The organism is Actinoplanes octamycinicus, assembly GCF_014205225.1.
GTDB classification, from domain to species: Bacteria; Actinomycetota; Actinomycetes; order Mycobacteriales; family Micromonosporaceae; genus Actinoplanes; species Actinoplanes octamycinicus.
In genome coordinates this window covers 5,786,711-5,811,194 of sequence record NZ_JACHNB010000001.1, presented here as the reverse complement: position 1 = coordinate 5,811,194, position 24,484 = coordinate 5,786,711, and the positions used below count along the sequence as shown (strand labels likewise).

The 24,484-nt window shown below is 71.8% G+C and carries 17 protein-coding genes; 8 read left to right on the top strand and 9 right to left on the bottom strand.

Annotated features, from left to right (window positions below; genetic code table 11):
* Positions 1-141: 141 nt before the first annotated feature.
* Positions 142-1,110, bottom strand: coding sequence for an aldo/keto reductase (locus BJY16_RS25455; protein ID WP_185042080.1), 969 nt, complete (start codon positions 1,108-1,110; stop codon positions 142-144).
* A gap of 100 nt (positions 1,111-1,210) precedes the next feature.
* On the opposite strand from BJY16_RS25455, the gene BJY16_RS25450 reads away from it, so the two are divergent.
* From BJY16_RS25450 to BJY16_RS25440, 3 genes are read left to right on the top strand one after another with little or no spacing between them, the layout of a single operon-like run.
* On the top strand, positions 1,211-3,178 hold the full coding sequence (locus tag BJY16_RS25450; protein WP_185042079.1) for a sensor histidine kinase: 1,968 nt from the start codon (positions 1,211-1,213) through the stop codon (positions 3,176-3,178).
* 56 nt (positions 3,179-3,234) lie between these two features.
* Positions 3,235-4,014 carry a GNAT family N-acetyltransferase gene (locus BJY16_RS25445; protein WP_185042078.1) on the top strand — a complete coding sequence of 260 codons (780 nt, stop codon included), beginning with the start codon at positions 3,235-3,237 and terminating at the stop codon, positions 4,012-4,014.
* Positions 4,015-4,053: 39 nt separating this feature from the next.
* On the top strand, positions 4,054-4,473 hold the full coding sequence (locus BJY16_RS25440) for an SRPBCC family protein (RefSeq protein WP_185042077.1): 420 nt from the start codon (positions 4,054-4,056) through the stop codon (positions 4,471-4,473).
* A 275-nt stretch (positions 4,474-4,748) separates the two neighbouring features.
* Here BJY16_RS25440 and BJY16_RS25435 read toward each other — a convergent pair whose 3' ends face one another.
* The 4 genes from BJY16_RS25435 to BJY16_RS25420 form a co-directional block, all read right to left on the bottom strand.
* Positions 4,749-7,901, bottom strand: coding sequence for a CHAT domain-containing protein (locus tag BJY16_RS25435; RefSeq protein ID WP_185042076.1), 3,153 nt, complete (start codon positions 7,899-7,901; stop codon positions 4,749-4,751).
* Positions 7,891-8,439 carry a hypothetical protein gene (locus BJY16_RS25430; protein ID WP_185042075.1) on the bottom strand — a complete coding sequence of 183 codons (549 nt, stop codon included), beginning with the start codon at positions 8,437-8,439 and terminating at the stop codon, positions 7,891-7,893. Before BJY16_RS25430 ends, BJY16_RS25435 begins: the two co-directional genes overlap by 11 nt.
* Positions 8,436-9,296, bottom strand: a complete 861-nt coding sequence (locus BJY16_RS25425) for an RNA polymerase sigma factor (RefSeq protein WP_185042074.1) — start codon at positions 9,294-9,296, stop codon at positions 8,436-8,438. Before BJY16_RS25425 ends, BJY16_RS25430 begins: the two co-directional genes overlap by 4 nt.
* Positions 9,297-9,698: 402 nt before the next feature.
* Complete coding sequence (locus tag BJY16_RS25420; RefSeq protein WP_185042073.1) at positions 9,699-10,052, bottom strand: DUF4253 domain-containing protein; 354 nt, start codon at positions 10,050-10,052, stop codon at positions 9,699-9,701.
* Between the two features lie 758 nt (positions 10,053-10,810).
* Between BJY16_RS25420 and BJY16_RS25415 the strand changes: the two genes are divergently transcribed.
* The 3 genes from BJY16_RS25415 to BJY16_RS25405 all read left to right on the top strand — a co-directional run bounded on the left by BJY16_RS25415 (position 10,811) and on the right by BJY16_RS25405 (position 17,860).
* Complete coding sequence (locus BJY16_RS25415) at positions 10,811-16,207, top strand: RHS repeat-associated core domain-containing protein (RefSeq protein ID WP_185042072.1); 5,397 nt, start codon at positions 10,811-10,813, stop codon at positions 16,205-16,207.
* Positions 16,204-16,734 (top strand): hypothetical protein, encoded by a 531-nt coding sequence (locus BJY16_RS25410; RefSeq protein ID WP_185042071.1) that lies wholly within the window; start codon positions 16,204-16,206, stop codon positions 16,732-16,734. Before BJY16_RS25415 ends, BJY16_RS25410 begins: the two co-directional genes overlap by 4 nt.
* Before the next feature lie 193 nt (positions 16,735-16,927).
* A complete protein-coding gene (locus BJY16_RS25405; RefSeq protein ID WP_185042070.1) occupies positions 16,928-17,860 on the top strand; it encodes a S41 family peptidase in 933 nt (310 codons plus the stop codon).
* A gap of 119 nt (positions 17,861-17,979) precedes the next feature.
* Here the strand turns inward: BJY16_RS25405 and BJY16_RS25400 are convergent, their stop codons facing one another.
* On the bottom strand, positions 17,980-19,254 hold the full coding sequence (locus tag BJY16_RS25400; protein WP_185042069.1) for a WD40/YVTN/BNR-like repeat-containing protein: 1,275 nt from the start codon (positions 19,252-19,254) through the stop codon (positions 17,980-17,982).
* Between the two features lie 72 nt (positions 19,255-19,326).
* On the opposite strand from BJY16_RS25400, the gene BJY16_RS25395 reads away from it, so the two are divergent.
* Positions 19,327-19,779 (top strand): hypothetical protein, encoded by a 453-nt coding sequence (locus BJY16_RS25395; RefSeq protein ID WP_185042068.1) that lies wholly within the window; start codon positions 19,327-19,329, stop codon positions 19,777-19,779.
* Positions 19,780-19,844: 65 nt separating this feature from the next.
* Here BJY16_RS25395 and BJY16_RS25390 read toward each other — a convergent pair whose 3' ends face one another.
* Both BJY16_RS25390 and BJY16_RS25385 read right to left on the bottom strand, forming a co-directional pair.
* Positions 19,845-20,483: a response regulator gene (locus tag BJY16_RS25390; RefSeq protein ID WP_185042067.1), complete on the bottom strand. Its 639-nt coding sequence runs from the start codon at positions 20,481-20,483 to the stop codon at positions 19,845-19,847.
* On the bottom strand, positions 20,480-21,550 hold the full coding sequence (locus BJY16_RS25385) for a sensor histidine kinase (protein WP_203758926.1): 1,071 nt from the start codon (positions 21,548-21,550) through the stop codon (positions 20,480-20,482). The genes BJY16_RS25390 and BJY16_RS25385 overlap by 4 nt, the downstream gene beginning before the upstream one ends.
* A gap of 43 nt (positions 21,551-21,593) precedes the next feature.
* Between BJY16_RS25385 and BJY16_RS25380 the strand changes: the two genes are divergently transcribed.
* Positions 21,594-23,342, top strand: a complete 1,749-nt coding sequence (locus BJY16_RS25380) for a DJ-1/PfpI family protein (protein WP_185042066.1) — start codon at positions 21,594-21,596, stop codon at positions 23,340-23,342.
* Here BJY16_RS25380 and BJY16_RS25375 read toward each other — a convergent pair.
* Positions 23,308-24,471 carry a PP2C family protein-serine/threonine phosphatase gene (locus tag BJY16_RS25375; RefSeq protein WP_239177032.1) on the bottom strand — a complete coding sequence of 388 codons (1,164 nt, stop codon included), beginning with the start codon at positions 24,469-24,471 and terminating at the stop codon, positions 23,308-23,310. The two genes, BJY16_RS25380 and BJY16_RS25375, sit on opposite strands and share 35 nt — an antisense overlap.
* Positions 24,472-24,484 lie beyond the last annotated feature (13 nt).

The window sequence follows — 24,484 nt, the reverse complement described above, 5'->3', positions numbered from 1 at the left end:
GCAGTTTGACCCGGCTCGGGTTGCTGCCAGGGTGGGCCGATGGACACCTCCCGGCGGCGACCCACGATCGATGCCCGGCCGGAGCTAAGCGCCGACACCACCGAGGGCTATGCACCCGCGGCATCACCCCGAGCAGGCCGGTCAGCGGGTCGGGTAAGGGCTGCCCCACGGCGAGTGGTCGACCTCGTCGAGCCGCCGCACCTGCTCCTCGCTGAGCCGCAGCGCGACGCCGTCGAAAGCGCTGTCCAGCTGGTGCACCTTGCTGCCGCCGAGCATCGGCCGGATGCCGCGGCTGAGCAGCCAGGCCAGCACCACCTGGCCGCGGGCCGCGCCGGTCTCGGCGGCCACCTCGTCGAGCGCCTTCAGCCGGCCGGCGTTGCCCGGGTGGTCGTACACCTCGGGGATCGCCTTGGCCGGGTTGTCGTAGGCGCCGGAGAGCAGCGGCGTGTAGGCCCACAGGTCGATCCCGTGCTCGGCCGCGTAGTCGGCCTGCTCGTCACTGAGCACCCCGAAGCGGTGCGCCACGCCGGGCGGCAGCGTGCCCGGCCGCGGCCGCAGGTAGGTGGCGTTGAGCTGGAGCGCGTCGAACGGCCGCGCCCCGATCGCGCGGGCGTGCGCCCGGCCGCGCTCGACCAGCCAGGCCGGGTGGTTGGAGACGCCGAACCGGTCGGCGGCCAGCTCGGCCAGCGCGCCGACGGTCTCCTCGATCGGTGTCGAACGGTCCTCCTGGTGCAGCCAGAGCAGGTCGACCCGGTCCACGCCGAGCCGTTCCAGGCTGCCGGCGAAGGCGCGGCGCACCGCGTCCGGGGACAGCCCCTCCCGGCCGTCCGGCCAGGAGCCGGGCCGCAGCGGCTCGGCGCCCAGCTTGGTGGCGATCCGGACCCGGTCGCGGACCCCGGGGCGGGCGGCCAGCCAGCGGCCGAGGACCCGCTCGCTGTCACCGCCATGACCGGTGTCGCTGGCCCAGAAGGAGTAGCAATTGGCCGTGTCGATCCAGACGCCGCCGCGCTCGACGAACCGGTCCAGCAGCGCGAACGAGGTCTCCTCGTCCACGGTGGTGCCGAACATCATCGCCCCGAGCACGAGCGGGCTGTGCGTGTTGTCGCTCATGCCTCGACCCTGGCACCTGGAGCGCGCTCCAGATCAAGACCCGTTTTGAGTACGAGTACTCAGGCCGCCCACCACCGCACCGGGAATCGTGGTCCCTACGATGATCATCGTCATGGGTGGAGGAGCAGCACAGCGGTGGCCCGCGCTCGCCGGGCTCGGCGGCGGCCTGCTGGTGCTGCTGGCCGACGCCGCCGACGGTGGCGGCTACGCGTCGCCCGCTCCGGCCCCGGTGCCGGCCTTCGCCACCGTGCTCGCCCTCTGCCTGCTGCCCTGGTGGCCCTACCTGCTCGTAGTGGGCGTGGCGCTGAGCCTGCCGGGCGCCGGTCATCCCCTGGCCGCCGCGGCGTTCCCGATGGTGGCCGCCGGGGTGCTGGGCGGCGCACAGGAGCTGGTGCGCGGCGGCGTCCCGGGCCTGCCGCGACGCGGCGCGCAAAGCCTGCCGGGCCGCGGCGCCCCGGGTCTGGGCACGGCCGTGGCCGGGCTGGCGACCACCGTCGCCCTGCTCGGCGCCGCGGTGACCGGCGAGCCCGTCCCGGCCGGGCCGCGCGACGCGCCCCTCTGGCACGGCGCGCTGCTGGCCGCCGGCCTGGTCGGTATCGCCGTCGCGCTCCCCCGGTGGCGGCGGGCCGACCAGGACGGCTGGACCTGGGCACGGCTGCGGCCGGCAGTCGTGGCCGGCGCGGCGGTTCTGCTCGTCGCCACCTCGCAGACGATCTCCGCCGAGCGGCTCGGGTCGTGGCTGGGCGTCGACCCGGGCACCTTCGCCCGCTACCCGCTGGCCCGGCTCGCCATCATCGGCGCGGCCGTGCTCGTGCTGGGCACCGCCCTCGCCGCCGTCACCGGCAAGTGGGCGCTGGCCGGCGCGCTCACCGCCGGCGCCGCCCAGGTCGGGGCGTCCACGCCGCTGATGCTGGCGTTCGCCGCGCTGCACCACGACGAGCCGATCCGCTGGCCGGCCGCGCTCGCCGGCGCGCTGCTCGGCGCGACGCTCGCCGCGAGCCGGTGGCGCGTCGCGGCCGCCGTGTCGCTCACCCTGGGCGCGGCGACCGCGCTGTTCATCGTCTACGAGGCGGCCGGCGGCCACCCGGAGAAGATGGTCCAGCAGCACCGGGTGGTCCCGGCGATGCTGCTGCTCGTGCTGGTCAGCGCGGCGGTGACCGCGGTGGCCGGGGCGACCGCGCCGGTGCTCGCGCCGCACGGCACGGTCCCGGCGGTGCTCGGCCCGCTGGCCGGGGTGCTGGCGCTCGCCGGGATGTTCACCACCCAGGTCAGCTTCGTGCGGGGCCGTACGCCGGTCGACTTCACCGGCAACCCGGTGCCGCACATGGTCACCGCCGGCTATGTGCTGATCGCCGCCGCCGCGGCGATCGGCGGGCTGGGCGTCGCCCAGCACATGGCCGAACGCTGGGCCGAACGCAAGCGCGCCGAGCAGATCCGGCAGGAGGCGGCGGCCGCGGAACGGGAGCGGCTGGCCCGGCCGATCCACGACGGCGTACTCCAAGTGCTGGCTCTGGTCCAGCGCGAAGGCGCCGACCTGGGCGGCAACGGCGCCCGGCTGGCGGCCCTCGCCGCCGAGCAGGAAGCGGCGTTACGCAACCTGCTCAGCAGCGGCGGCTCGCTGGCCGGGCCGGCGTCCAGTGGCTCGCCGAGCCGGTCGGCGTCCGGCGGCGATCTGCGGGCGACGCTGCTCGCGCTCTCCGGCCCGGCGGTCGAGGTGGCCGCGCCGGCCACCCCGGTGGTGCTGCCCGCGACGGCCGTCGCCGAGGTCACCGCCGCGGTGCAGGCGGCCCTGGACAACGTCCGCCGGCACGCCGGTGCCGGCGCCCGCGCGTGGCTGCTGCTGGAGGACGAGGGCGACGGGGTGCGGGTCACGGTCCGCGACGACGGCGCCGGCTTCGGCTCGGACCGGCTGGCCGAGGCGGCCCGTGCCGGGCGGCTCGGGGTCGCCCAGTCGATGCGCGGCCGGATCAGCGATCTCGGCGGCACCACCACGATCGACAGCGCTCCAGGGGCCGGCACCGAGGTCGAATTCTGGCTCCCCCGCCGTCGCTCCTTCGGTACGCCGTGAGCACCCGCGCCAGAAAACGGGTTGCGCCGCAGTCCCATCGCTGCTGGGGTTCGCCGGTGGATTCCGAAAAAGTGCTCGCCCTCTTCGACCAGCAGATGCGCCGCGAGGCCCGCCCGGACGGCCCGTCCGCCCGGATCGAGCGTGACGACCGCGTCGTCCGGCACGTCGGCGCCGACGGCGACTGGAACGCGGTCCTCTGGTCCCGCCTGGACGAGGACACCGCCGACGCGGCGATCGCCGAGCAGGTGCGGTACTTCGGCGCGCGCGGCGCCGAGTTCGAGTGGAAGCTGTACGACTACGACCGGCCCGCCGACCTCGGGGACCGGCTGCTCGCCGCCGGCTTCGTCCCGGAGGAGCCGGAGACCCTGGTGGTCGCCGAGGTCCGCGACCTGGACCTGGCGGTGACCTGGCCGGACGGGGTCCGCCTGGAGCCGGTCACCGACGAGGCCGGGGTGGACCTGATGGTCCGGGCCGCCGAGGAGGCGTTCGGCGAGTCCCGCGACTGGCTGCGCCACCAGGTGCTGAAGAAGCTGGCCGAGGACCCGGAGCACATCCGGGTGTTCGTCGTGATGGCCGGTGACCGGCCGGTCTGCTCGGCCCGGATGGAACTCAACGAGGGCACCGCCTTCGCCAGCCTGTGGGGCGGCGGCACCGTGCACGACTGGCGCGGCCGCGGCATCTACCGCGCGCTGGTCGCCCACCGGGCCCGGATCGCCGCCCAGCTCGGCTACGAGTATCTGCAGGTGGACGCGTCCGACCAGAGCCGCCCGATCCTGCAGCGGCTCGGTTTCACCGCGCTGGGCGTCACCACGCCGTACACGAAGGCGGCCGGCTGAGAACGGATTGACCCGGTCTCCCGGGGGCATCCCGAGGTCATGGTGCTGAGCCGCGGTGTGGTGGTGTGCGGGCCCCGCGCCGCGGACGACGTGTGGGACCGCTACGTGCGCCCGCGGTGCTGGCCGCGGTGGGCCCCGCAGATCAGGTCGGTGGACTATCCCGGCGAGACGCTGCACCCGGGCACCACCGGCGTCGTGCACGGCCCGGCCGGTCTCCGAGCCCGATTCCAGATCATCGCCGTCGACCCGGCCGTCCCGCTCCGCAGCTGGACCTGGTCGGTGTCGGCGGCCGGTCTCCACCTCACCCTGCGGCACACGGTCGAGCCGTTCCGCACCGGCACCCGGACCGGCCTGACCGTCGAGGGCCCCGCCCCGGTCGTCCTGGCCTATCTCCCGATCGCCCGGGCAGCGTTGCGCCGCCTCGTCGACGACGCATCGGACTACGGACCAGAAGGTTAGGGGCTGCGGAAACGCGGGTGGCCCTTCTTGCTGTCTGACTGATTATGCAGCCTGCGGCACATCTCGGCGGATCTGCGTTGATCGACGCGGGCGTAATACTGGCGGCGCGCCGGATCAGGTAGAGCTGGATGGTCGGATAGTGCGGGTCGGTCTCCCAATACAATGCCCGCAGCCCCCATATCGACCGATGCACCTATCAGGCCACCATCAGCCTCAACGTCCTGACCGGGCCAATCTTGACGACCAGCCCGGACCATGACTACCCGGCATGGGGACTAGATCGGTACGCCGTACGTCAATAGATATGCCCAAAGGTGGTAGAGCGGGAAGCGGCCGCGGCGGTCCTCGGCGATCCAGGCCCGTTGCGCGGCGCGCAACGCCTCCGCGGTGGGTGTGCCGGTGCTCGTCGCCTCGTAGAAGCGCGCCATGATCTCGCTGGTGGCGGCGTCGTCGATGTAGTGCAGCGAACCCACGATGTTGACCGCCCCGCGCAGCTGGAACGCCAGCGGGAAGCCACCGAGCTCGCCGCCCGAGTCGGTCCGGATGTCGGTGTTGCACGACGCCCCGACGACCAGCGCCGGGATGTACCACCGCAGGACGTGCCCGGTGGTCAGACCCTCACCGCTGGGTAGCATCTTGGCCTGGGTCCAGCCGTCCTGGCCGCGACTTCCGTGTACGGCGAGCGCAAGCAGCCCGGGTGACCTCCCGATCGCCGGGTCGGCCAGCACCCGGTCGATCTCGCTCAGGGTCCGCGCCTGCCGGACCGCCGGCCGGAACCGCAACAGCGCCTGCCACTCGGCTTCGGTGTGCGCCAGACGCTGGGTGTCGTAGACGCCGAGCTCGACCCCGCCGTCGCCGGTGGCCCGGGCGGTGGCCAGGTTCTCCAGGGTCTGCAGCGACTGGGCGACAGCGACCGCGGCACGCTCCAGCACGAGCGTGCCCGCCGCTCGCAGCGCGGCGAACGGCACCGCCATCAGCCCGGTCGGCACGACCGCCAGCCGCAGTGGCTTGTCCTCAGCCGCCGACGCCAGCGCCGCCACCAGTGGTGCCGGCAGCAGGACGTCACCCAGCCGGGCTACCCGCCCGAAGTAAGCGTCCGGATCGGGCTCCGGGGACAACTCGGGCAGCCAGACCGGCGCGTCCACGATGTCCAGATACCGGCGTAGCGGCCCACCAACGGCGGCGCGCAGCGCGAGGTGCCGCAGGACCCGCGGGTGGTCGCCGTCGTCGAGCAGCACCAGGGACAGAACCGCGCCGGGACCGTCGCCGTAGAGCGAGTCGGCGGCGGCCTCGATGGTGTGCCTGGTGACCGTCTCCGGGTCGAACAGCTCGCGCGCCACCGGGCCGAGGACCCGGCCGACCACGTCGAGCGTCCCGCGCAGCTGCTCACCGAGGTTGCGGCCGCGCGTCGTGGCATCCACCTGCGGCTCACCCCGCTCGTCATCCGGCGGCGGTGCGCTGCCGGTGTCGTTGTCCGGCGAGCTGTCCACCTCGGTCACCCGTGCCCCGATGGCAAGAAGCAGTTCATCGGCGAGCCGCTTGATCTCCTCCGGGGTGTGGTGGTCGCTGCGCATCGCGTAAAGCACGGTGCCGACCAGGTCACGCCGGATCACCTCGACCGTGGCGTCGACCGCGCGATGATCCTGCAGCTGGACCGCGAGTTCGACGGTTTCGGTCAGCCAGCCGCGGTAGAGGCGGTCCAGGACCGCGCGCTGGTTCGGGCTTCCGCACGCGGTGAACCGGCGGGCGACCACCGGTAGCGACGCCAGCCGGACCTGGAGCTCGGCCTGCCGGTCACCCAGATTGCGCAGCGCGTAATCGTGCACCTGGTAGGCGTCGACCACTGCCGCGCTGTCGAGCGGCACGTCCGGCCGATCCGGCTCGGACAGGGTCAGGCCGGCCGCCGCCTGGGCCGCCCGGGTTGCCGCCTCCGACCAGGCACGGCGTGCCTCAGCGAGGTCGCCGACGGCGTGGGCTACCTCGCCGTACCGCAGGTGCCAGTGCGCGATGCCGATGTCCAGGTGGGCGACATCGATGGGTGGCGCACCGTCCTGGAGCTCCCGCAGACGATCCAGGGTCGCCGCATCGGCGGGGTCGCCGTACTTGGCCGCCTTGATCGCGGTGCGCCGCCGGCCCGCGGCACGGCGGAACTGAGTGCTGCACGCGAGCAGCTCACGGCCGATCGTCCGGGCGTCACGGACCTCGTTGAGCGCGTCCAGTTCGGTACGACGGAATCCGGTCGCCACCTTGCCGTTCACCCCGATCTCGGCCCACGCCGCGTCGGCGACGTCCAGCCACGCCGTAGCCCTCGCCCGGGCCTCGGGATCGAACTGTGCCCGGCCGGACTCCAGGATGTAGCGCGCCAGCTCGTAGGCGTCGTTGCCGATGGCGGTGGCGTCGGTGTGCCGGGCCCCGTCGCGCAACGCGGGGACGGCGGCCAGTACCGCGGCCACGTCGTCGCCGGCGACCGGGGTGCCGAGCAGCTCGAACCGGCCGGTGATGCGTTCATGCCGCAGCCGGGTCGCCTGGTCCCAGTCGTCGAGGACCACCGCCGTCTCGGCGGCGGTGGTCAGGTGCCGCAGGTAGGCGCGCCGGTTGCCGATGCCAGCGACGAAATCCCGTTGCTTGCTGAGCAGCCGCAGCGCGGTCGGGAAGTCACCGAGGAGCCGGGCCAGGGCAGACCGCTCACCGTACGCCTGAACCCGGATCATCGGCTGGTCGGAAAGCCGCTCGGCCGCCGTGATCGCCGACTCCCGATGCGCGATGGCGAGGTCGTACTTGCGCAGCATGCGTGCCGCCACGGCGATCCGGGAGTGGGCCCGGAACTCCAGGATCGTCCTCATCTGCCCGGCGGACGGAAGCCAGGACACACCGCCCGTGGCCGCCGCGAGCGCCGGATGGGGTTGCTCGCCGGAATCCGGAGCGGTCGCGGCCGTCAGGACGGTGAGCGCCCGCTCGGCGGCCTCCAGCGATTCCGCGTCGCACAGCGCGGTCCGGAGCCAGGTCGCCTGCGCCAGCAGGGCCCAGGCCTCGAAGTCGGGTCCGCCGGCGGCACCTCCCTCGGCGGCTCGCCGCAGTCCGGCGCGGGCGTCCTCGGCGGAGTGGACACCGGCCGCGACCCGCTTGTAGTTGGAGTACATCTGGTTCGCGCCGAGGAAGGTCCAGACGCGGCCGATCAGGTCGTCACGGCGGGCCGCGTGGGTCAGCAACGCCCGGCCGGCGTCGTATCTGGTGGCCAGGTCGGGCTTGCCTACGGGCAGGCCGGGGATCTCCCGGTCCTCCGGGGTGGAGACGATCGTGCTCGCCACGAAGCAGACCTGGGCCAGTACGAACGGCGACGTCTCCGGGTCGCCCTCGGCGGTCAGCCGGTCGACGAGGGTGCGCCACGCGGCGCGGCCGGTGTCCCGGCCCGGCAGGTCAGCGGTCATGACGGCGCACCTCCGCGACGACGGTCGGCGCCAGGACCTCGCCGACGCTGCCGACCAGTTCGCAGACACCGGTCAGCCGGGCATCCGTACGGTCGATCGCGACCGGGACCTCGACCGTGCCCGCCCCGGTGGTCGGCACCAGCACCGCGAGGCTTTGCACCGCGCCGACGAGCTGGCCAGCTACCACCACGGTCACCGCGAGCGTCCGGACGGACTCGTCCACGACAACGTTGATCTTCACCGGCGGGGCGTGGTCCGGCCGGCTCGTGCCGTGCAACATCTCGAACGCCTCTTCCGGCAGCTCGAACCGGTGCGTCCGCTCCTCGAGATCACCGCGCAGGCCGGCGCTCGCCGTGGCGAACTCGGCCTGCCACTGCAGCCGGACGAGATCGAGGTCCTCCATGGGTGCCGCCGCGGCGTGCAGCTCGGCCAGCCGGTCTTCGATGTGGTCGGGTGTGATCGCCTCGACTTCGTCGCCGATGCGCCGCAGCGCGTGACGCACCGCGTCGGCGGCGTTCCGTCGCTCGTCACTGTTCACGGCCGTTCCTCCTTAGCGTCGACCGGATCCGCGATCGCCGTACGGTGCGACTGTGGCGGCACCTGCGCCTTGAGCTTGTTACGTGCGTTGCGGGTCGTGGACCGGACGGTTGTTTCCTTGGCACCCAGCAGAGCGGCGATGTCCGGGCCTCTGAAACCGTCCAGGACGAGGCTCATGACCTCACGTTCAGCCGGTGTCAGGGTGCTCAGCAGATCTCTGATCCACTCCTCGTCCATCCAGGCGTCCTGGCCCGGCGGACGATCTCCGGGCAGGTCGTGAATCGCGTCGGACGGCTGCGCCTTGCGGCTGCCCGACTCCGCCTCGCTGATCACCCGCAGCACCACGGCGCGGCGGAAGTACGGCAGCGGCTTCTCGATGTCGGACCAACTCCCGTTCTTGATCTTCCGAGTGAGCACTTCCTGGACGATGTCCTCCGCCTCACTCTCGTCGAGTCCTCTGGTCCACAGCGCGAAGCGCGCGGTGTAGACCAGGGCACGAAAGTTGGTCCGGTAGAAATCGTCGAACCAATCCGGCAAACCTCCTGGCCGGGCCTCCGCTTCCAAAGGTCCCTCCGCTGGTCGGCGGGGCTTCCGTTGCCCCGATGACAGTAGGACTGCGGCAGGCGCCGAACCGTGCATGGCCGCCGGCGATTTTCTGGCCGGTACCCGATGTGTCAGCAGCAGTGTCAGTCCTACCAGGACGACGACCGCCACGAGGGCGGCGAGGGTGACCGCGGTGGAGTGGGTCAGCGCGTACAGGCCGCCCACGCCGGCGAACACCGCGTTGATCAGTACGGTCGTGACACCCAGATCGCGGCCGCGCCCGTTCGTCGATCGTTTCTTGCCGGACCGCACCATAACCGACCTCCGCTGCCTCGTCGATCACCTACCTGCTGCGAGAGAAGACCGCTGCCGGAGCCACTTCGTGCATGACCGCCGGCGATGATCCTGTCGATGAGGAGCTGTCCATCGGGCAGTCGCCCGACTGACCACCACGGCCTGCCCAGCGACGGGCCAGGCCGGTGAACACGGTTGCGGCTGCCGCTCTCCCGTCGGACCGGCAGCCGTGCCGCAGGAGGGGTCCGGGCGCCGTGGCGTCCGGACCCGAGCGCAAGACCGGATCTCTTTCTCGTTGACGGGACCCAGACGGTGCCGGCCGCGCGTGGCCGGCGGCCGATCTAATCGCCGCCGCCGGCATGCCGGACGCTAGCCTCAGCCCTCCGGTCGCGTCTCGGGTTCCCGGGCTACGGGTGGCCTAGGTCAATCCCACCAGAACGTCGAGCGCGCGGCCGACGCCTGCCGACGGGCCACGTCGTATACGTCGCCGAGAGTCTGCGCCAAGTCGTAGCAGTAGGAGGACTGTTCGATCGTGCAGACCGCGCCGGAAAACGGGTCGCGCGGCGGGCGCTCGACGGCGAGCTCCAGCGTGCCCCCGACCCGGCCGTAAAGCTGGGCATCCCAGCGCCGCTCCCAGTGCTGCAGAACCAGGATGTGGTCAAGGTACTCAAGATCGGGGTGGGACGGGCCACCGCTCCAGTTGTTGATGATGGCGATGATCTCGGCAGGGACCAGCGCCAGCACCTCGTGCCCAGCCGCCGCCGGCACGAGCAGCACTTCGGTGGGCGGGTACGCCCAGTCGGCGCCCCCGGAATTCCCGGCCGGTGCCTCACCGACGTCGCCGAGCGCTGCGGCGACGCGGACCGGGTCGAAGTCGGCCTCGCACTCGAGGTAGAGCGGATCTGTCGGGGTGCCGGCGGTACCGGCGGTGCCGGCGGGCGGCAGTGTAACCGAGGTGGGAGCGCTCCCAACACCAGTCGACGGGCCGCAAGTTTCATCCGTTCACCCCACCCGGCACGGTATGAATGATCTTAAATGTTTCGCTACCTTTCGCTACGCACGTCCGACTCACGGACGTCGCGGAAACGGGGGTTTCTGCGAACGAGCCGATCAGCAAGCCGCCACGGGCCAGTAAGAAGACCCGCCTCCGCAAGCCGACAAGCTGACCGCGAGGACGCTGGCTCACCACCGCTCCACTTGCTGTAGGCGCCATTCGGCATTTGTCCATTTCTCTTGCGACTGTCCTATTTGGACGTAAGCGGTGGCTGGTGGCCCGGAGCGGCCGGCATGCCATGTCGCCAATTCCTACGGGGGAAATCATGTTGGCATCGGGAAAAGTGCTGCCCGGAAACAGAATCGCGGCGGGCTTGCTGGCCGTCGTGCTGGCGGTGGCGGCAGCACCGATCGATCAAGCGCAGGCGGCACAGACACCTGCCGTCCCGCCGGTGGCCACAAACGGCCCGGCGGCCGCGGAACGGCCGCTGCCGGCCTCCGCTGAGCCGAACCACGGTTTGCCGCAAGGGCAACGGCCTCCGGTGGAGCCGCCGCACGTCCGACCCGGCGGACCGGCGATCCCACTGACCGACGCGGCCTGGCGGGCGGTCGCCCGGCCGGACGCGAAGGCGAAGTTCGGACAGTCGGCCAAGACCGCCACCGCGAAGGTGTCCGGCGCCTCGGCTGCGGTGGTGGGCGCCGACAGTCTCGTGCTGCGGCGCGGTTTCACCATGGGTGACACGTCGCTGATCGTGTACTTCGACGTGCAGGACGCGTCGCTGACGTCGTGGCAGGCGTCGGTGTTCGACGCGGAGACCGGCACGGAGCAGAAGTCCACCACGCTGACTCCGAGCGACCTGGCGGTGTGTGGTTCGCCGCGGCGGTACTGCCGGGCGTTCGGGTCCGCCGACGGGTGGACCCTCGACGCGGACAAGAAGTACTTCGTGTCGATCACGGCGACGTATCCGGACGGCACGAGCGTGACCTCACCGCCGTCGAACCAGTCCCAGCCCCGCCGCGTGGAGTTGCCGCCGGCCATCCCGGCCGCGCAGGCCTCGGCGTGCGCCTGCGAGGACGTCCTGGGTCGCTCGTCGGCTGGGCAGCAGGTGCGCGGGTTCGGCGTCAACACCGGCACCGGCGCGTACTCGCGCACGGAGGCCGATCTCTCCCTGGAGTCGTACGCGGTCCCGTTCTCGGGTGGCCGGTGGTACAACTCCGCCAACCAGACGGCCGGCCACTTGGGGCTGGGCTGGTCCTGGCAGTACGACGTCTCGGTCGCGAGCACAGACGACGGCGCGGTGGTACGCGCCGAGGACGGCGCCCAAGCCGTCTACACCCGTCAGGACGACGGCACCTATCGGCGGCCCGCCGGTGTGCGGTCGAAGCTGGCGCGGTCGGGTTCGGGGTGGAAGCTGACGACCCCGGAGCACAACACGCTCACCTTCGACTCCGCCGGCAAGCCGCTCTCGATCCTGGACGCCCGCGGCCACGGCCTGAAGCTGGCGTACAGCGGGGGCTTCCTGTCGACCATCACCGACGCGGCGGGCCGCGTGATCAAGGTGACGTACCGCACCGACATCGGCCTGATCCGCCGGGTCGACCTCCCGGACGGCCGCTTCGTGCAGTTCGACTACGACGGCCGGCGCATGATCACCGCGCAGGCGCCCAACGGGCGCACCACCCAGTACCGCTACGACGCCACCGGCCGGCTCTGGCAGGTGGTGGACCCGCGCGGGCAGGTGCAGGCGACCACCACCTACGACCCCGCCACCGGCCGGGTGACCAAGCAGACCGACGTCTTCGGCAAGGCCACCACCTTCGGATGGGACGCGGCCAAGGGTGAGGCGACCACCACCGACGCCGACGGGATCGTCTACCACGACGGATACAAGAACAACCATCTCGTGTACACCCAGAACGGCAACGGCGACGTGCACCACGTGCGCTACGACGCCAACGGTGGCACCAACCTGACCGTCGACGGCAACGGGAACCAGGACGAGTCGGCTTACGACGCCGACGGCAACGCGACCGGGCGCACGGCTCCGGAACCGTTCTCGTTCACCGAGAAGGCCACCTACCAGGACAACGAGCCGACGTCGTTCACCGATGGCAACGGCAAGACCTGGAAGGCCGAGTACAACGAGTTCCACGAGATCACCAAGAAGACGGACGCGAAGAAGAACTCGTGGACGTACAAGTACGACAACCGCGGTCTGAAGATCTCCGAGACCGACCCTCGTGACAAGACCACGACCTGGGAGTACGACAACGACGGAAACCAGATCGCGAAGATCACTCCCAGCGGCCGGCGGTACGAGTTCGGGTACGACAAGTCCAGCCGCAAGATCTCGACAACCGATCCCCGAGGCACCGTCAACGGGGGCGCCGACAAGGCGAAATACACCACGACGTACACGTTCGACGAGTCCGACCGGCAGACCAGCGTCACCATGCCGGGCAAGAAGACCGCCTACAAGCGCTACGACGAGCTCGGACGGCTCTCGGACGACATCGACCCCTTCGGCGAGAAGCTCCACTACACCTACGACGTCGCCAATCGGCTCGTCGAGCGGAGCGACAAGCTCGGCAACATCACCAAGTTCGGCTACACCGACGCCGGGCGGCGCGCCTCGCAGACCGACGCCCTCGGCGGGCTGACCACCCTCTCGTACAACAAGAAGGGCCTGCTGGAGACCAGCGTCTCGCCGCGAGGCAATCAGGCCGGCGCGACGAAGGCGGACTTCACCACCACCTACTTCTACGACCAGAACGACAACCTGCTGCGATCGCGGCATCCCGCCCCGGGCGGCGGCACGGTCACCCAGGACCTCCGCTACGACGAACTGGACCGCAACACCACCGCGATCGAACCGGACGGCAGTCAGACGAGCGGGACGTTCGACAACGGTGACAATCTGACGACCGTCGAGGACCCGAACAAGGGATCCACCAGCTTCGAGTACGACGACAACGGCGAGCCGACCAGTCAGAGCGGCCCGAACGGCAACGTCGTCAAGGTCGAGTACGACGACTCCGGCAATGTGGTCAAGCAGGTCAACGCCACCGGCGGCGTCACCACGATGACCTACGACGACGACGACCGGCTGATCACCGCCGTCGAGCCGCGCGGGCACGTCGACGGTGCTGACGCCGGCGACTTCACCACGAAGTTCGGCTACGACGTGGCCGGCAACCGGACCACGGTCACCGACCCGTTGGGCAACGTCACCAAGGACGTCTTCGACGCCAACAACAGGATCGTCTCCCATGTCGACGCCAATCAGCACGTCACCAGCTACACGTTCGACGACCTGGACCGCGTCGTCTCGGTGACCGCGCCGGACTCGATCAACAACCGCTCCACGATCTACAAGTACGACGCCAACGACAACGTGCTGTCCCGCACGGATCCCCACGGGAACGCCCAGTCCGCCACGTACGACCGGCTCGACCGGGTGACCTCCACCTTCGACTCCCTGGGCCGGTTGCGGGAGTACGGCTACGACGCCGAGAGCAACCTCACCGCGATCGTCACCGCCCGCACCGAACCGAACCCGCTCAACCCGTCGGCCGACCCGGAGCGCGCCAAGCGCACCATCACCCAGGAGTTCGACCAGCTCGGGCGCATGGTGAAGCGCCAGCTCGGCACCACGGGCCCGGTCTACACCTTCGGCTACGACAGCAAGGGCCGGGTCATCAGCACCACCGACCCGGCCGGTGCGAGCACTCGCAAGTACGACGACAACGACCAGCTGCGCGAGGTCAAGCGCGGCAACCTGACGTACAGCTACTCCTACGACAGCAATGGCAACCTGACGTCCCGCGGCAATCCCGACGGCACCACCATGTCCGCCGAGTACGACGGCGACGACCGGATGACGTCGCTGACCCAGGCCGGCCGGACGTGGACGTTCGGCTACGACGCCACCGGGCACCGCACCAGCACCGAACTGCCCGGTGACGCGGTCGAGAAGCGGACCTTCGACAACGCCGGTCGGCTCACCGGGATCGACACCCGCGACGGCGACAAGGCGCTCGGCAAGTTCCAGCTGACCCTCGACCCGGTGGGCAACCCGACCCGGATCAGCACCACCCGGGGGGACGTTACCGAGGACGTCGCCTACACCTTCGACGCCGCCGACCGGCTGACCGCGGCCTGCTACGGCACCACCGACTGCGCGCGGGCCGGCACCGGCAAGATCTCCTACGCGTACGACCTGGTCGGCAACCGCACCAGCCAGGTGCGCACCGGCTCGGCCGGGTCCGACAGCGCCGTCTACAAGTACGACACCACCGACCAGCTCACGACCCGCACCGTCACCGGCGCCGGGGCAGGCGTCACCGAGTACCAGTACGACAACGAGGGCAATCAGACCCGCGCCGGCGCCGACACCTTCACCTACAACCTGGACCACACCCAAGCGAGCGCCACGGTCAACGGCAAGACCGCGACCTTCGGGTACGACACCGACGGCAACCGGATCACCACGACCATCGGCACCGGAGCCACGGCCCTGACCCGGACGTCCGACTGGGACATCAACGATCCGCAGATCACCTCGGAACGCGAAGCCACCGGTGACGGCGCGGCCGCGGTCGTCCGTAGCTTCGTGACCGGCCCGGACGGCGAGAACCTGGCCCTGCTCGACGGCGACCGGAACGTCACGTCGCTCTATGTGCACGACTGGCTCAACGGGACCTCCGCCCTCGTCGCACCCGGCGGCGCGGTCCAGGCCCTGTACGACTACGACCCGTACGGCCAGCCGCGAGTCTCCCCGACCCGGGGCGGGCTGACCACCGCACCGGACCCGGGGGCCACCGCCAACCCGCTGCGCTTCGCCGGTGGCTACGCCGACACCGCCGCGCTCGGCGACGCCTATCACCTGCAGGCCCGCAACTACGACCCGTCGACGGGACGGTTCAACTCCAAGGACCCGGCCCCCCGTGCGGACGGCCAGGCGGCCATCTCGTCGTATCTGTACGCCGACGGCGCCCCGACGGTCATGACCGACCCGAACGGTCTGTGGTCGATCGGCGGAGCGCTCAAGTCGATCGGCGACGGCGTCTCGACGGCCTACAAGGCGACCGCTGAGTTCGTCGACAAGCACCAGGCCGACATCGTCGGTGTCGCCGCCGGCATCGCCGCCGGCGCCGCGTGCACCGTTGCCACCGGCGGAGCCGGGGTGGTCGGCTGCGCCGCCGTCGGCGGGGCCGCCGCGTCAGCCGCCACGTACGCCTGGAAGACGAAGGTCCAGAAGCAGGGCGAGTTCTCCTGGGCGGGACTGGCCAAGCAGACGGCGACCGGCGCCGTGACCGGGGCTCTGCTCGGCGCCGCCGGCAAGTACGTCAACAAGATTCCCGCCGTCAACCGGCTCACCAGCAAGGCCGGTGGCCTTCTCAAGTCCGGGATCGGCAAGCTCACCTCACCGGTCAAGGCAGCCGCCGGCAAGCTGCTCGGAGCCGGCCAGTCCCTCCTGGCGTCCGCCGGGAAAGCCCTTCTGCCCAGGGTCAACGCCATGTCGACCGGGTATGCCCGGGCCGCCCTCAGCAACCTGCGCGCCGGGCTGGTCCGGTACAGTAACGCCTCTCAGGTCGCCAAGAACAAGGCTGTCGGTGATGCGGCATCGGACAACATCGCGGCGCGGTACCCGGGGTCGCTGCGTGAGGTGGCGCTCAGGGCACCGAGCGGAATCAGGCGCATCGACGTGCTGACGGCACGAGGTCTCGCGATCGAGTCGAAGGTCGGCCGCATCTCGCTCACTCCTGAGATCAAGCAGGAGATCGCCAGGGATGTCGAACTTTTGAACATGACGGGGAGTCGAGTCAATGATGTGCTTTGGGAGTTCCGGGCCAGCCCCTTCACCGGGGCGAAGGGGCCGACCGGCCCGCTGCGCGACGCCCTCAACAACGCCAAGATTCCCTTCGTGATCCGATGAGCGTCGCATGGGACGGGTACACCCCGTTTGATCCTGGCGTGACCCGGCCGCTGCACGAGTTGCCCCGGCGCGAGGCACGCAAAGCCTTCGACCGGCTGATGGCCGCGAAGGACGACCGGAAGGAATCGCTCGGTCGGCTCCTGGCTGCCAACGGCGTGACCCTCGACGACAGCGACGACGGCATTCAGCGGCTGGACGACTGGTTCCGCGACAACGTCGCTGGCGACGCCCGGGTCGACCGACTCGAGAACATCTGGTACGCCGTCGTGAACGACATCAGCCTGTTCCTCGGCGACACGATGATCAAACGCTCGCCGAACCTCCGCTGGGAGTTCTTCACCAAGGGCAAGCGGGACGTCGGCTACCAGCGGCACGTGATCCTGGGCTACACGAAGGTGGCGGATCCGTACTACTACGTCGACATCGACATGGTGGTGGCGACCTACGGGATCCGGATCGTTGCCGACCTGGAGACCAGGCGCGACATGTTCGTGGCCGTGCTGGCCGAGTCGCAGGACTACGCATAGCGGTTTGCCTCCGGCTCCCGCGGGCTCAGCGACAACCTGAGCCCGCGGGAGTCCTCGCATGACCAGAGCACCGCGAACCCGCGCTGCCGGTCGGGCCCGCGCCTGCGGAAGACGTGCCCGAGACGTTCCACGTCACCACGGACCACGAGCGGACGGGACCCCGGAATACCTGAATGTCGAATATGGTGCGTCCATGTCGGCGAAGCTCGTGGAGAAAGCGCTGGAACTGTTGTGCGGCAACTACATTTTTGCCGACCGGGCTCAGGAGGCGGCTGAGTGCGTCCGCAGCCGGCTCGCCGCCGGTGAGTATGACCGGTTGGACGAAGAAGCCCTCGGCCAGCGGCTGACGGCGGACCTGTTCGAAGTCTGTCAGGACAAGCATTTGCGGGTGCGGACACGTACCGAGGACGTGCGCGAGGCGCTCACCAAGCCGGAGATGGAAGCGGTCTGGCGAGAGCAGCAGCGACTCACCAACTACGGCATCGCGCGTGTGGAGCGGCTGGACGGCAACGTCGGGTTGCTCGATCTACGGTTCGTCACCTCGGCCGGCGTCGGTGGGCGCGCGATCGTCGCGGCCATGGAGCTGGTGTCACCGACGCACGCGCTGATAGTTGATCTTCGTAAGAACCGGGGTGGGTCTCCCGACGGCGCCGTGTTGTGGACGAGCTATTTCTTCCCGGACGGGGAAACGCATCTCAACAGCATCTACGAAGGTGCAACCGGTCACACTCGTCAGTTCTGGAGCCATGCGTGGCTGCCCGGCGAGCGGTATCTGGACCGGCCGGTATACCTGCTGACCAGCGAATCGACCTTCTCGGCCGGCGAGGAGATCTGCTACAACCTCAAGGCGCAGAAACGAGCCGTCCTGGTCGGCGAGACGACCAAGGGAGGCGCTCATCCGACGGATGTCTTCCCGATCACGCCGACCCTCGAAATCACGGTCCCGGCGGCCCGCGCCATCAACCCGATCACCGGCACCAACTGGGAGGGCACCGGCGTCGAGCCCGACGTGGCGGTAGCCGCCCCGGAAGCCTTCGACGTCGCCTACCGGATGGCCTTGCAACACGTCCTGGCCAGTACCGTCGCACCGACCATCGTGGCGGAGGCGCAAGCGGCGCTGGAGTGACGGCCCGATCGATCGTCGGGCATGCCGCCGGCAGCGTGTTCGCCGAGGCCCCGCCATGACCCGCGATCCTGCCCCGGCTCCTGCCACGGCCGGTGTCTGCGCGGGGGCGGGTGGGACGGCTATCCGGTCGGGCCGGCGGCTCGCAGCCACAGGTCCCGGTTCCCGGCGATCAGCACCCGCCCGTCGCGCAGCGTGGTGACCGCCTGCGGCGGCGAGTCGCCGCAGCCGAGTTCGCCTCGCTTCCACCGTGTGTCGCCGTCGCCGATCCAGACGACACCGCAGTACTCGGGACGCTGGTCCGGGTCGCGTCGGCTCGCGTCGTCGATCGCGCCGACGGCGACCAGCGTGCCACCCGGGCCGACAGTGACGTCCTGCAGCCGCCCCACACCCATGCCGGTGCTGGCCCCGGTGCCCCAGTGCAGTCCGTCCTTGCTGCTCAGCACCAGGGTGGTGTCCTGTTCACCGGACTCGTAGTCGACACCGCCGAAGGCGAGCCAGCGCTGCCCGGCCCGGACCAGGCGGGTGAGGAGCAGATGCTGCGGCAGGTCCTCGGCGGTCGCCACTTCCCAGGTGCGGGCGCCATCGGTGGAACGCCACACGGCCGCACGCCGCGGGCCGCTGCCGAGGGCGACGATCGTCTCACCGGATGCCGCGAGAACGCTGATCGTGGGCTGCGGCTCGGCGCCGGAGGTCCAGGTGGGCAGGCTCACCGGGGTCAGTGTCCGGCCGCCGTTGCGGGAGACGAGCAGCACCGGCGCTGTCCGGTCGGGCGTGGTGCGCCCGGCGTCGAGCACCACGGTGCCGGCACCGGTCACGGCCAGGTTCCGCACCGAGGTACGGGTGCCCTGCCCCTCGAAGCCGGGCTCGGAGAAGTCGCCCCGGGCCAGCTGCTCCACCTCGCCTCCGGGGTGGTGGCGGGCCAGGCCGGAACTGTTCGCAGTCAGGATCGACCCGTCCCGTTCCACCACGGCCCGGTCCGCCCCGATGCCGCCGCCGGGCCAGCCGCTGGAGGCGTCCGGTGGCCCGTCGCCGCCGGTCCTTCCGTCCGGTGCGGGATCCAGGGCGAGGCGGTCGCAGGTGCCGGGTCCGGTCCAGTTGGCCGAGACCGCGCGGAAACCGTTCTGATAGGTGCCCAGCCCGAGAGCGCAGCCGCCGATCGGGAGAAGGGTCCGCAGACCCTCGCCCGGGGGAATCCAGTCGCTCGCGGACGCCCACTGCACGGCGCCGGCATGCCGGACGAAGCCGAGCTCGGCCGCCGGAACATCGCCGAGCCCTCTGCGCGGCTCCGGGCTCGGGCTACCGTTACCGGGTGCGGGCCGGGCGCAGGCGGCGAGCAGGGCGGCGCCGGCCACCAGAACGGCGGCCGCCTGAAGGCGTGCGGACGGTGAATTCACCCGACGATTCTGACCACCCTCGTCAATCCGGCAATCCCGGGGGCGCGACGACAGAGCGGAGGTGAGACCGGCATGCCGGGCAGACGCTACAACTGTGCCTGCGGGAAGAAGCGGTACCGCGACGAGGCCGGCGCGCTGGCCGCCGCCGCGGCGGACGAGCGCGTGTTCCAGGAGGCGGCCGGCGTCTACCGGTGCCCGGGTGGGCTCGCCTGGCACGTGACCGCGCACGGCTTCACGCCGGAGGCGCTGCGGTCGGTGGGGCGGCGGCTGGCGTTCGAGCTCGCCGAGCACCAGGAGGTCGACCTGGAGGATTTCGGTACGCGGGTGCTCCGGCTGGGGATCCGGCCGGACGCGCGGCGGCGGGAGCGGGTCCGGCAGTGCGCCGAGCAGATGATCGGGTTCGGGCTGGCCCGGCCGGACACCGGTCGTCCGGAGACGGCCGGGCGCCTGGTCGCCGAGGATGTCCAGGGGCTGCGGCGGGTGGTGCAGATCGGCCTCGACGGATACCGGGACGAGCGGGCCTGAGCCGCACTGAGCAGGGCCGGGCTGAGCACGACCGGCTGAGCAGGGCCGCGCTGAGCAGGGCCGGGTCAGAGCAGGCCCAGCTCGCGAGCCCGCAGGGCGGCCTGGGTGCGGTCGCGGGCGCCGAGCTTGGCCAAAGCGTTCGTGACGTGGTTCTTGACCGTGCCCTCGGCCAGGAACAGCGCGGTGGCGATCTCCTTGTTGCTGCGGCCGCCGGCCAGCAGCCGGACCACGTCCAGCTCGCGGCCGGTCAGCGGGGCGACCAGCGGGTCCGGCACGGCCGGCGGCAGCTGGGCCACCCGGGACACCAGCTTGGCGGCGACGCCCGGCTCCAGCACCGACTCGCCGCGCACCGCGGCCCGGACCGCCTCCATCAGGCGCTCCGAGGAGGCGTCCTTGAGCAGGTAGCCGATCGCGCCGGCCTGGATCGCGGCGAACACGTCGGCGTCGTCGTCGAACGTGGTCAGCGCGATCACCCGGACCGCCGGCTGCTCGTCGCGCAGCCGGCGGGTCGCGGTGGCGCCGTCCATCACCGGCATCCGCAGGTCCATCAGCACCACGTCCGGGGCCAGCCGGGCGGCCAGCTCGACCGCCTGCGCGCCGTCCGCGGCCTCGCCGACCACCCGCACGTCGTCCTGCACCGACAGGAGCAGCGCCAGCGCCTCCCGGAACAGCCGCTGGTCGTCGGCGAGCAGCACCCGGATCACGCGGGGGCCGTCACGGTCAGCGTGGAACCCTGGCCGGGCACCGAGTCGAGGGCGACCGCGCCGCCCAGCTCGGCGACCCGCTCGCGCAGCCCGGTCAGCCCGAACCCGCCGGACTCGCCGGGTGGGCCGCCGCTGCCGTCGTCGCCGACCACCACCCGCACCTGGGCCGGTGCGTAGTCGAGCAGGACGTGCGCCCGGGACGCGTGGGCGTGCCGCCGGACGTTGGTCAGGCCCTCCTGCGCGGCCCGGAAGAGCGCCTCCTCGACCTGCGGCGACAAGTCACGGGGCTGACCGCGTACCTCAAGATGGGTGGACGGACCGGACTCGGAGGCCTCCCGGGCCAGACGCTGCAACCGCTCCCCCAGCGGGGCGTCGGCGCGCGGGGCGCGCAGCGCCGCGACCGAGCGGCGCACCTCGGACAGCGCCTCCCTGGCCTGCTCCTCGGCCCGGGCGAACATCTCGTCGGCGCGGTCCGGGTCGCGGGCGAGCAGCGCCCGGCCGGCCCGGATCTGCATCTGCAGGGTGGTCAGGTAGTGGCCGAGGCCGTCGTGGATGTCGCGGGCGACCCGGTTGCGCTCCCGGGTGGTGGCCAGCTCGGCGAGCTGCTCGTTGGCCGCGGCCAGCGCCAGGCGGGTCTGCTGCTCGCGGCGCAGCAACCAGGTCACCACCAGCGCGAACAGCGCGGCCACGAGCATCCCGGAGCCCTCCCGCAACCCGGCGCCCCAGTCCATGCCGACGTGCCCGAACGGCACGGCGACCGCCACCACCGCGGCGGCGGGCAGCGGCAGCAGCAGGACCGCCTGCACGACCAGCACGATGAGCAGCAGGGTGCCGCCCCAGGAGGCGTGCGCGGCGCCGAACATCAGCAGGCCGAGCACACCCTGCAGGACCAGGTAGCCGGCCCGCCAGCCCGCGGCGCGGCCGGGCAGCCACCACGAGCCGAGGATGACCAGCGCGGAGAAGAGCGCGCCGGTCACGATCGCCGGCCAGGGGTTCGGGTGGGCGACGGATTCCAGGACCAGGACGCCGTACGCCCCGGCGGTCAGCATCCACAGGAAACGCTCCACGCCTGCACTTTCACCTGCGGCGATCACATAGTCAATGTGGATCATGACCGGGACCATGACCTTCGGCACGGGCGGCATGACCCGGCCGGCCGGGAGCATCGTCGGCATGCGAATCCGCCGCACTCTCGCCGTTCTGGTCGCCGGGCTGTTCTCGGCGACCGCCGTGGGCGTGATCCACGCCCGGGGCGTGGTCGACGCCGTCTACCCGGCGCCGCGCTCGCTGGCCGTGCCGTCGCCCGCGGCCACCACCACCGACGCCCGGCCGACCGTCGCGGTGCTGCTCGGCGCGGCCGGGGCGAACGCCGCCGACGTGCTCGCGCCCTACGAGACGCTGGCGTCCGCCGGCCGCTACACCGTGCTGACCGTGGCCGAGAGCCGCGACCCGGTGCCGCTGACCGGCGGCCTGGAGGTGGTCCCCGACCGGACCTTCGCCGACCTGGACCGGGCCGACTGGATCGTGGTGCCGGCCGTGCAGGAGACCGACGGGCCGCGGCTGCGGTCGGCGGTGGACTGGCTGCGGCGGCGGTACGCGGACGGCGCCGGCATCATGAGCGTCTGCGCTGGCGCCGGGCTGCTGGCCCGCACCGGCCTGCTCACCGGCCGGCCGGCGACCAGCCACTGGCTCGCCCAGTACGGCCTGGAGCGCCAGTACCCGGACGTGCGGTGGCAGCGCGGCACCCGCTACGTCGACGACGGCCGGATCATCACCACGGCCGGCGTGCTCTCCGGGGTGGACGGCGCGCTGCGCATCCTGGAGCGCGACCACGGCGCCGCGGTGGCCGGGCAGGCCGCGGCGGCGGTGCGGTGGAGCACGTACCACCCGGGCGGCCCGGCGCCGATCGACGCCGCCCACCCCGGCCCGGCCGACACGGTGGCGCTGCTCAACGTCGGTTTCCGCCGGCAGGTGCAGGCCGGGGTGCTGCTCACCCCGGGCGTCGGCGAGATCGAGCTGGCGTCGGTGTTCCGCACCTACACCGAGATGTCCTACACCGCGCAGCTCACCCCGGTCACCGCCGACGGCCGGCCGATCCGGTCCCGGCACGGGCTCACCTTCGTCCCGCGCTCCGGCCAGGTCACCGGCCACGACCGGCTGATCGTGCCCGGCCACCAGGCCGCCGCCCGCGGCGTCGACCCGGCCTGGCAGCCGGTCTACGTGCACCAGCGCGACGAGTTCCCGTTCGAGGGCACGCTGCGCGACCTGGCCGCCACCACCGACGTGCCGACCGCCCGCTGGGTGGCGAAGTCGCTGGAGTACCGGCCGGGTGAGCTGTCCGGGCCGGCCGTCCCGTGGTGGCCGGCGCTGCTGCTGGCGCTGGCCGCGGCGCTCGGCGGCCTGGGCTGGGTGCTGCTGCGCGCCGGCCTGGCCCGCCGCCCGCGGCTGCGGTTCTGGCTGCGGCACCTGGTCGAGATGCTGGTCGCGATGGTCGCCGGGATGGTGCTGCTCGGCCCGCTGTGGCATGGGCTGACCCACGGCCGGCCGGTGGCGATGGCGCTGGCCATGGGCGTCGACATGGCCGCCGGGATGGCCGCGTGGATGGCGGTGCGCGGCCACGACCGGCGCATGATCGGCGAGATGGCGCTGGCGATGGTGGCGCCGTTCGTGCTGCTGGCCCCGCTGGTGAGCGGCGCGGCGCTGATGACCGCCGGGCACGCGCTGATGCTGGTCGCGATGGTGGCGCTGATGCTCGTCCGGTGGCACCACTACTCGGCGGCGCCCACCTGGGCGTCGTGGCTGCGCCGCCGCGACCGCCGGCCGGTCAGTGCCGCCGCCACTGCAGCATCGCCGCGGTAGCGTCGTCCCGCAGCTCGCCGTCCTCGTAGGAGACGATCGCCTGGATCAGCCGGCGCATCACCTCCGGCGACGGTGTCCCCCGGCTCAGCGCGTCCAGCAGGAACGCGCTGAGCCGCTCGGTGCCGAAGAGGCTCCCGGAGGCGTCCCGCGCCTCGGTGATCCCGTCGGTGTAGAGGACCAGCGTGTCGCCCGGCTCCAGCTGCTGCTCGACCACCCGCGGCGGACGGCGCAGCATGTGCCCGAGGCCGAGCGGCAGCGTGGTCGGCGTGGGCAGCGGCTGCCGGGCCCGCCCGTCGCGCAGGAACAGCTCGGCCGGGTGCCCGGCGCTGATCCGCCGGTAGGCGCCGGTCGCCATGTCCAGCTCGGCCAGCAGCGCGGTGACGAAGGCCCCCGGGTACTGCGCCCGGATCCACTTGTCGATCGAGCGGCAGGTGTCGGTCAGCGACAATCCCGAGCGACGAGCATTACGGTACGTGTTCAGCGTCAGCGTCGTGAGCGCGCTCGCGCTGATCCCGTGGCCCACCGTGTCGAAGAGCGCGACGTGCAGCACGTCGTCGTTGGCCGCGTAGTCGAAGGCGTCCCCGCCGACGTCGTAGCAGGGCTCCAGCACCGCGGTGACCATCGTCCCGTCGACCGCGAAGGTCAGCGGCGGCAGCTGGTTCCAGATGATCTCGGCGGCCAGCTGCATCGGCATCCGCCGCCGGGTGTGCTCCACCGCGTCGCCGTAGAACCGCCGGCTGGCGATCAGCTCGGCCACCAGCGCGGCGATCACCTCCAGGTCGTGCCGGGTGACGTCATCCGGATCGATCTTGAGGCGCAGCTCCAGCACGCCGAGCCGCTCCGCCCCGTGCAGCAGCGGCAGCCAGAGCAGCCCGCCGCCGGGTTCGTCGAGCCACTGCGGCTCGGCCCTGGTGAACGCCCGGCCGGCGAGGGAGTCCTCCAGTGGCAGCGAGACCGCCGTGTCGACCGTGGTGCCGCGCAGCGGATGCAGTGCCACCTGCCCGTAGTCGACCAGCAGCACGGTGGCGTGTTCGGCGTCGAGCAGCGGCGCGGCATCGGCGAGCACCCGGGGCAGGTCCTCCGCCCGGCCGCGGTGCCGCAGATCCATCAGCCGGCGGACGGCTTCCATAGGCGCGAGCATC

Excerpts from the sequence above, each read along its gene's own strand:
- BJY16_RS25455 (WP_185042080.1), bottom strand. The coding sequence starts at position 1,110 with ATGAGCGACAACACGCACAGCCCGCTCGTGCTCGGGGCGATGATGTTC.
- BJY16_RS25450 (WP_185042079.1), top strand. The coding sequence starts at position 1,211 with ATGATCATCGTCATGGGTGGAGGAGCAGCACAGCGGTGGCCCGCGCTC.
- BJY16_RS25440 (WP_185042077.1), top strand. The coding sequence starts at position 4,054 with ATGGTGCTGAGCCGCGGTGTGGTGGTGTGCGGGCCCCGCGCCGCGGAC.
- BJY16_RS25435 (WP_185042076.1), bottom strand. The coding sequence starts at position 7,901 with ATGACCGCTGACCTGCCGGGCCGGGACACCGGCCGCGCCGCGTGGCGC.
- BJY16_RS25425 (WP_185042074.1), bottom strand. The coding sequence starts at position 9,296 with ATGGTGCGGTCCGGCAAGAAACGATCGACGAACGGGCGCGGCCGCGAT.
- BJY16_RS25410 (WP_185042071.1), top strand. The coding sequence starts at position 16,204 with ATGAGCGTCGCATGGGACGGGTACACCCCGTTTGATCCTGGCGTGACC.
- BJY16_RS25405 (WP_185042070.1), top strand. The coding sequence starts at position 16,928 with ATGTCGGCGAAGCTCGTGGAGAAAGCGCTGGAACTGTTGTGCGGCAAC.
- BJY16_RS25395 (WP_185042068.1), top strand. The coding sequence starts at position 19,327 with ATGCCGGGCAGACGCTACAACTGTGCCTGCGGGAAGAAGCGGTACCGC.
- BJY16_RS25380 (WP_185042066.1), top strand. The coding sequence starts at position 21,594 with ATGACCGGGACCATGACCTTCGGCACGGGCGGCATGACCCGGCCGGCC.
- BJY16_RS25375 (WP_239177032.1), bottom strand. The coding sequence starts at position 24,471 with ATGGAAGCCGTCCGCCGGCTGATGGATCTGCGGCACCGCGGCCGGGCG.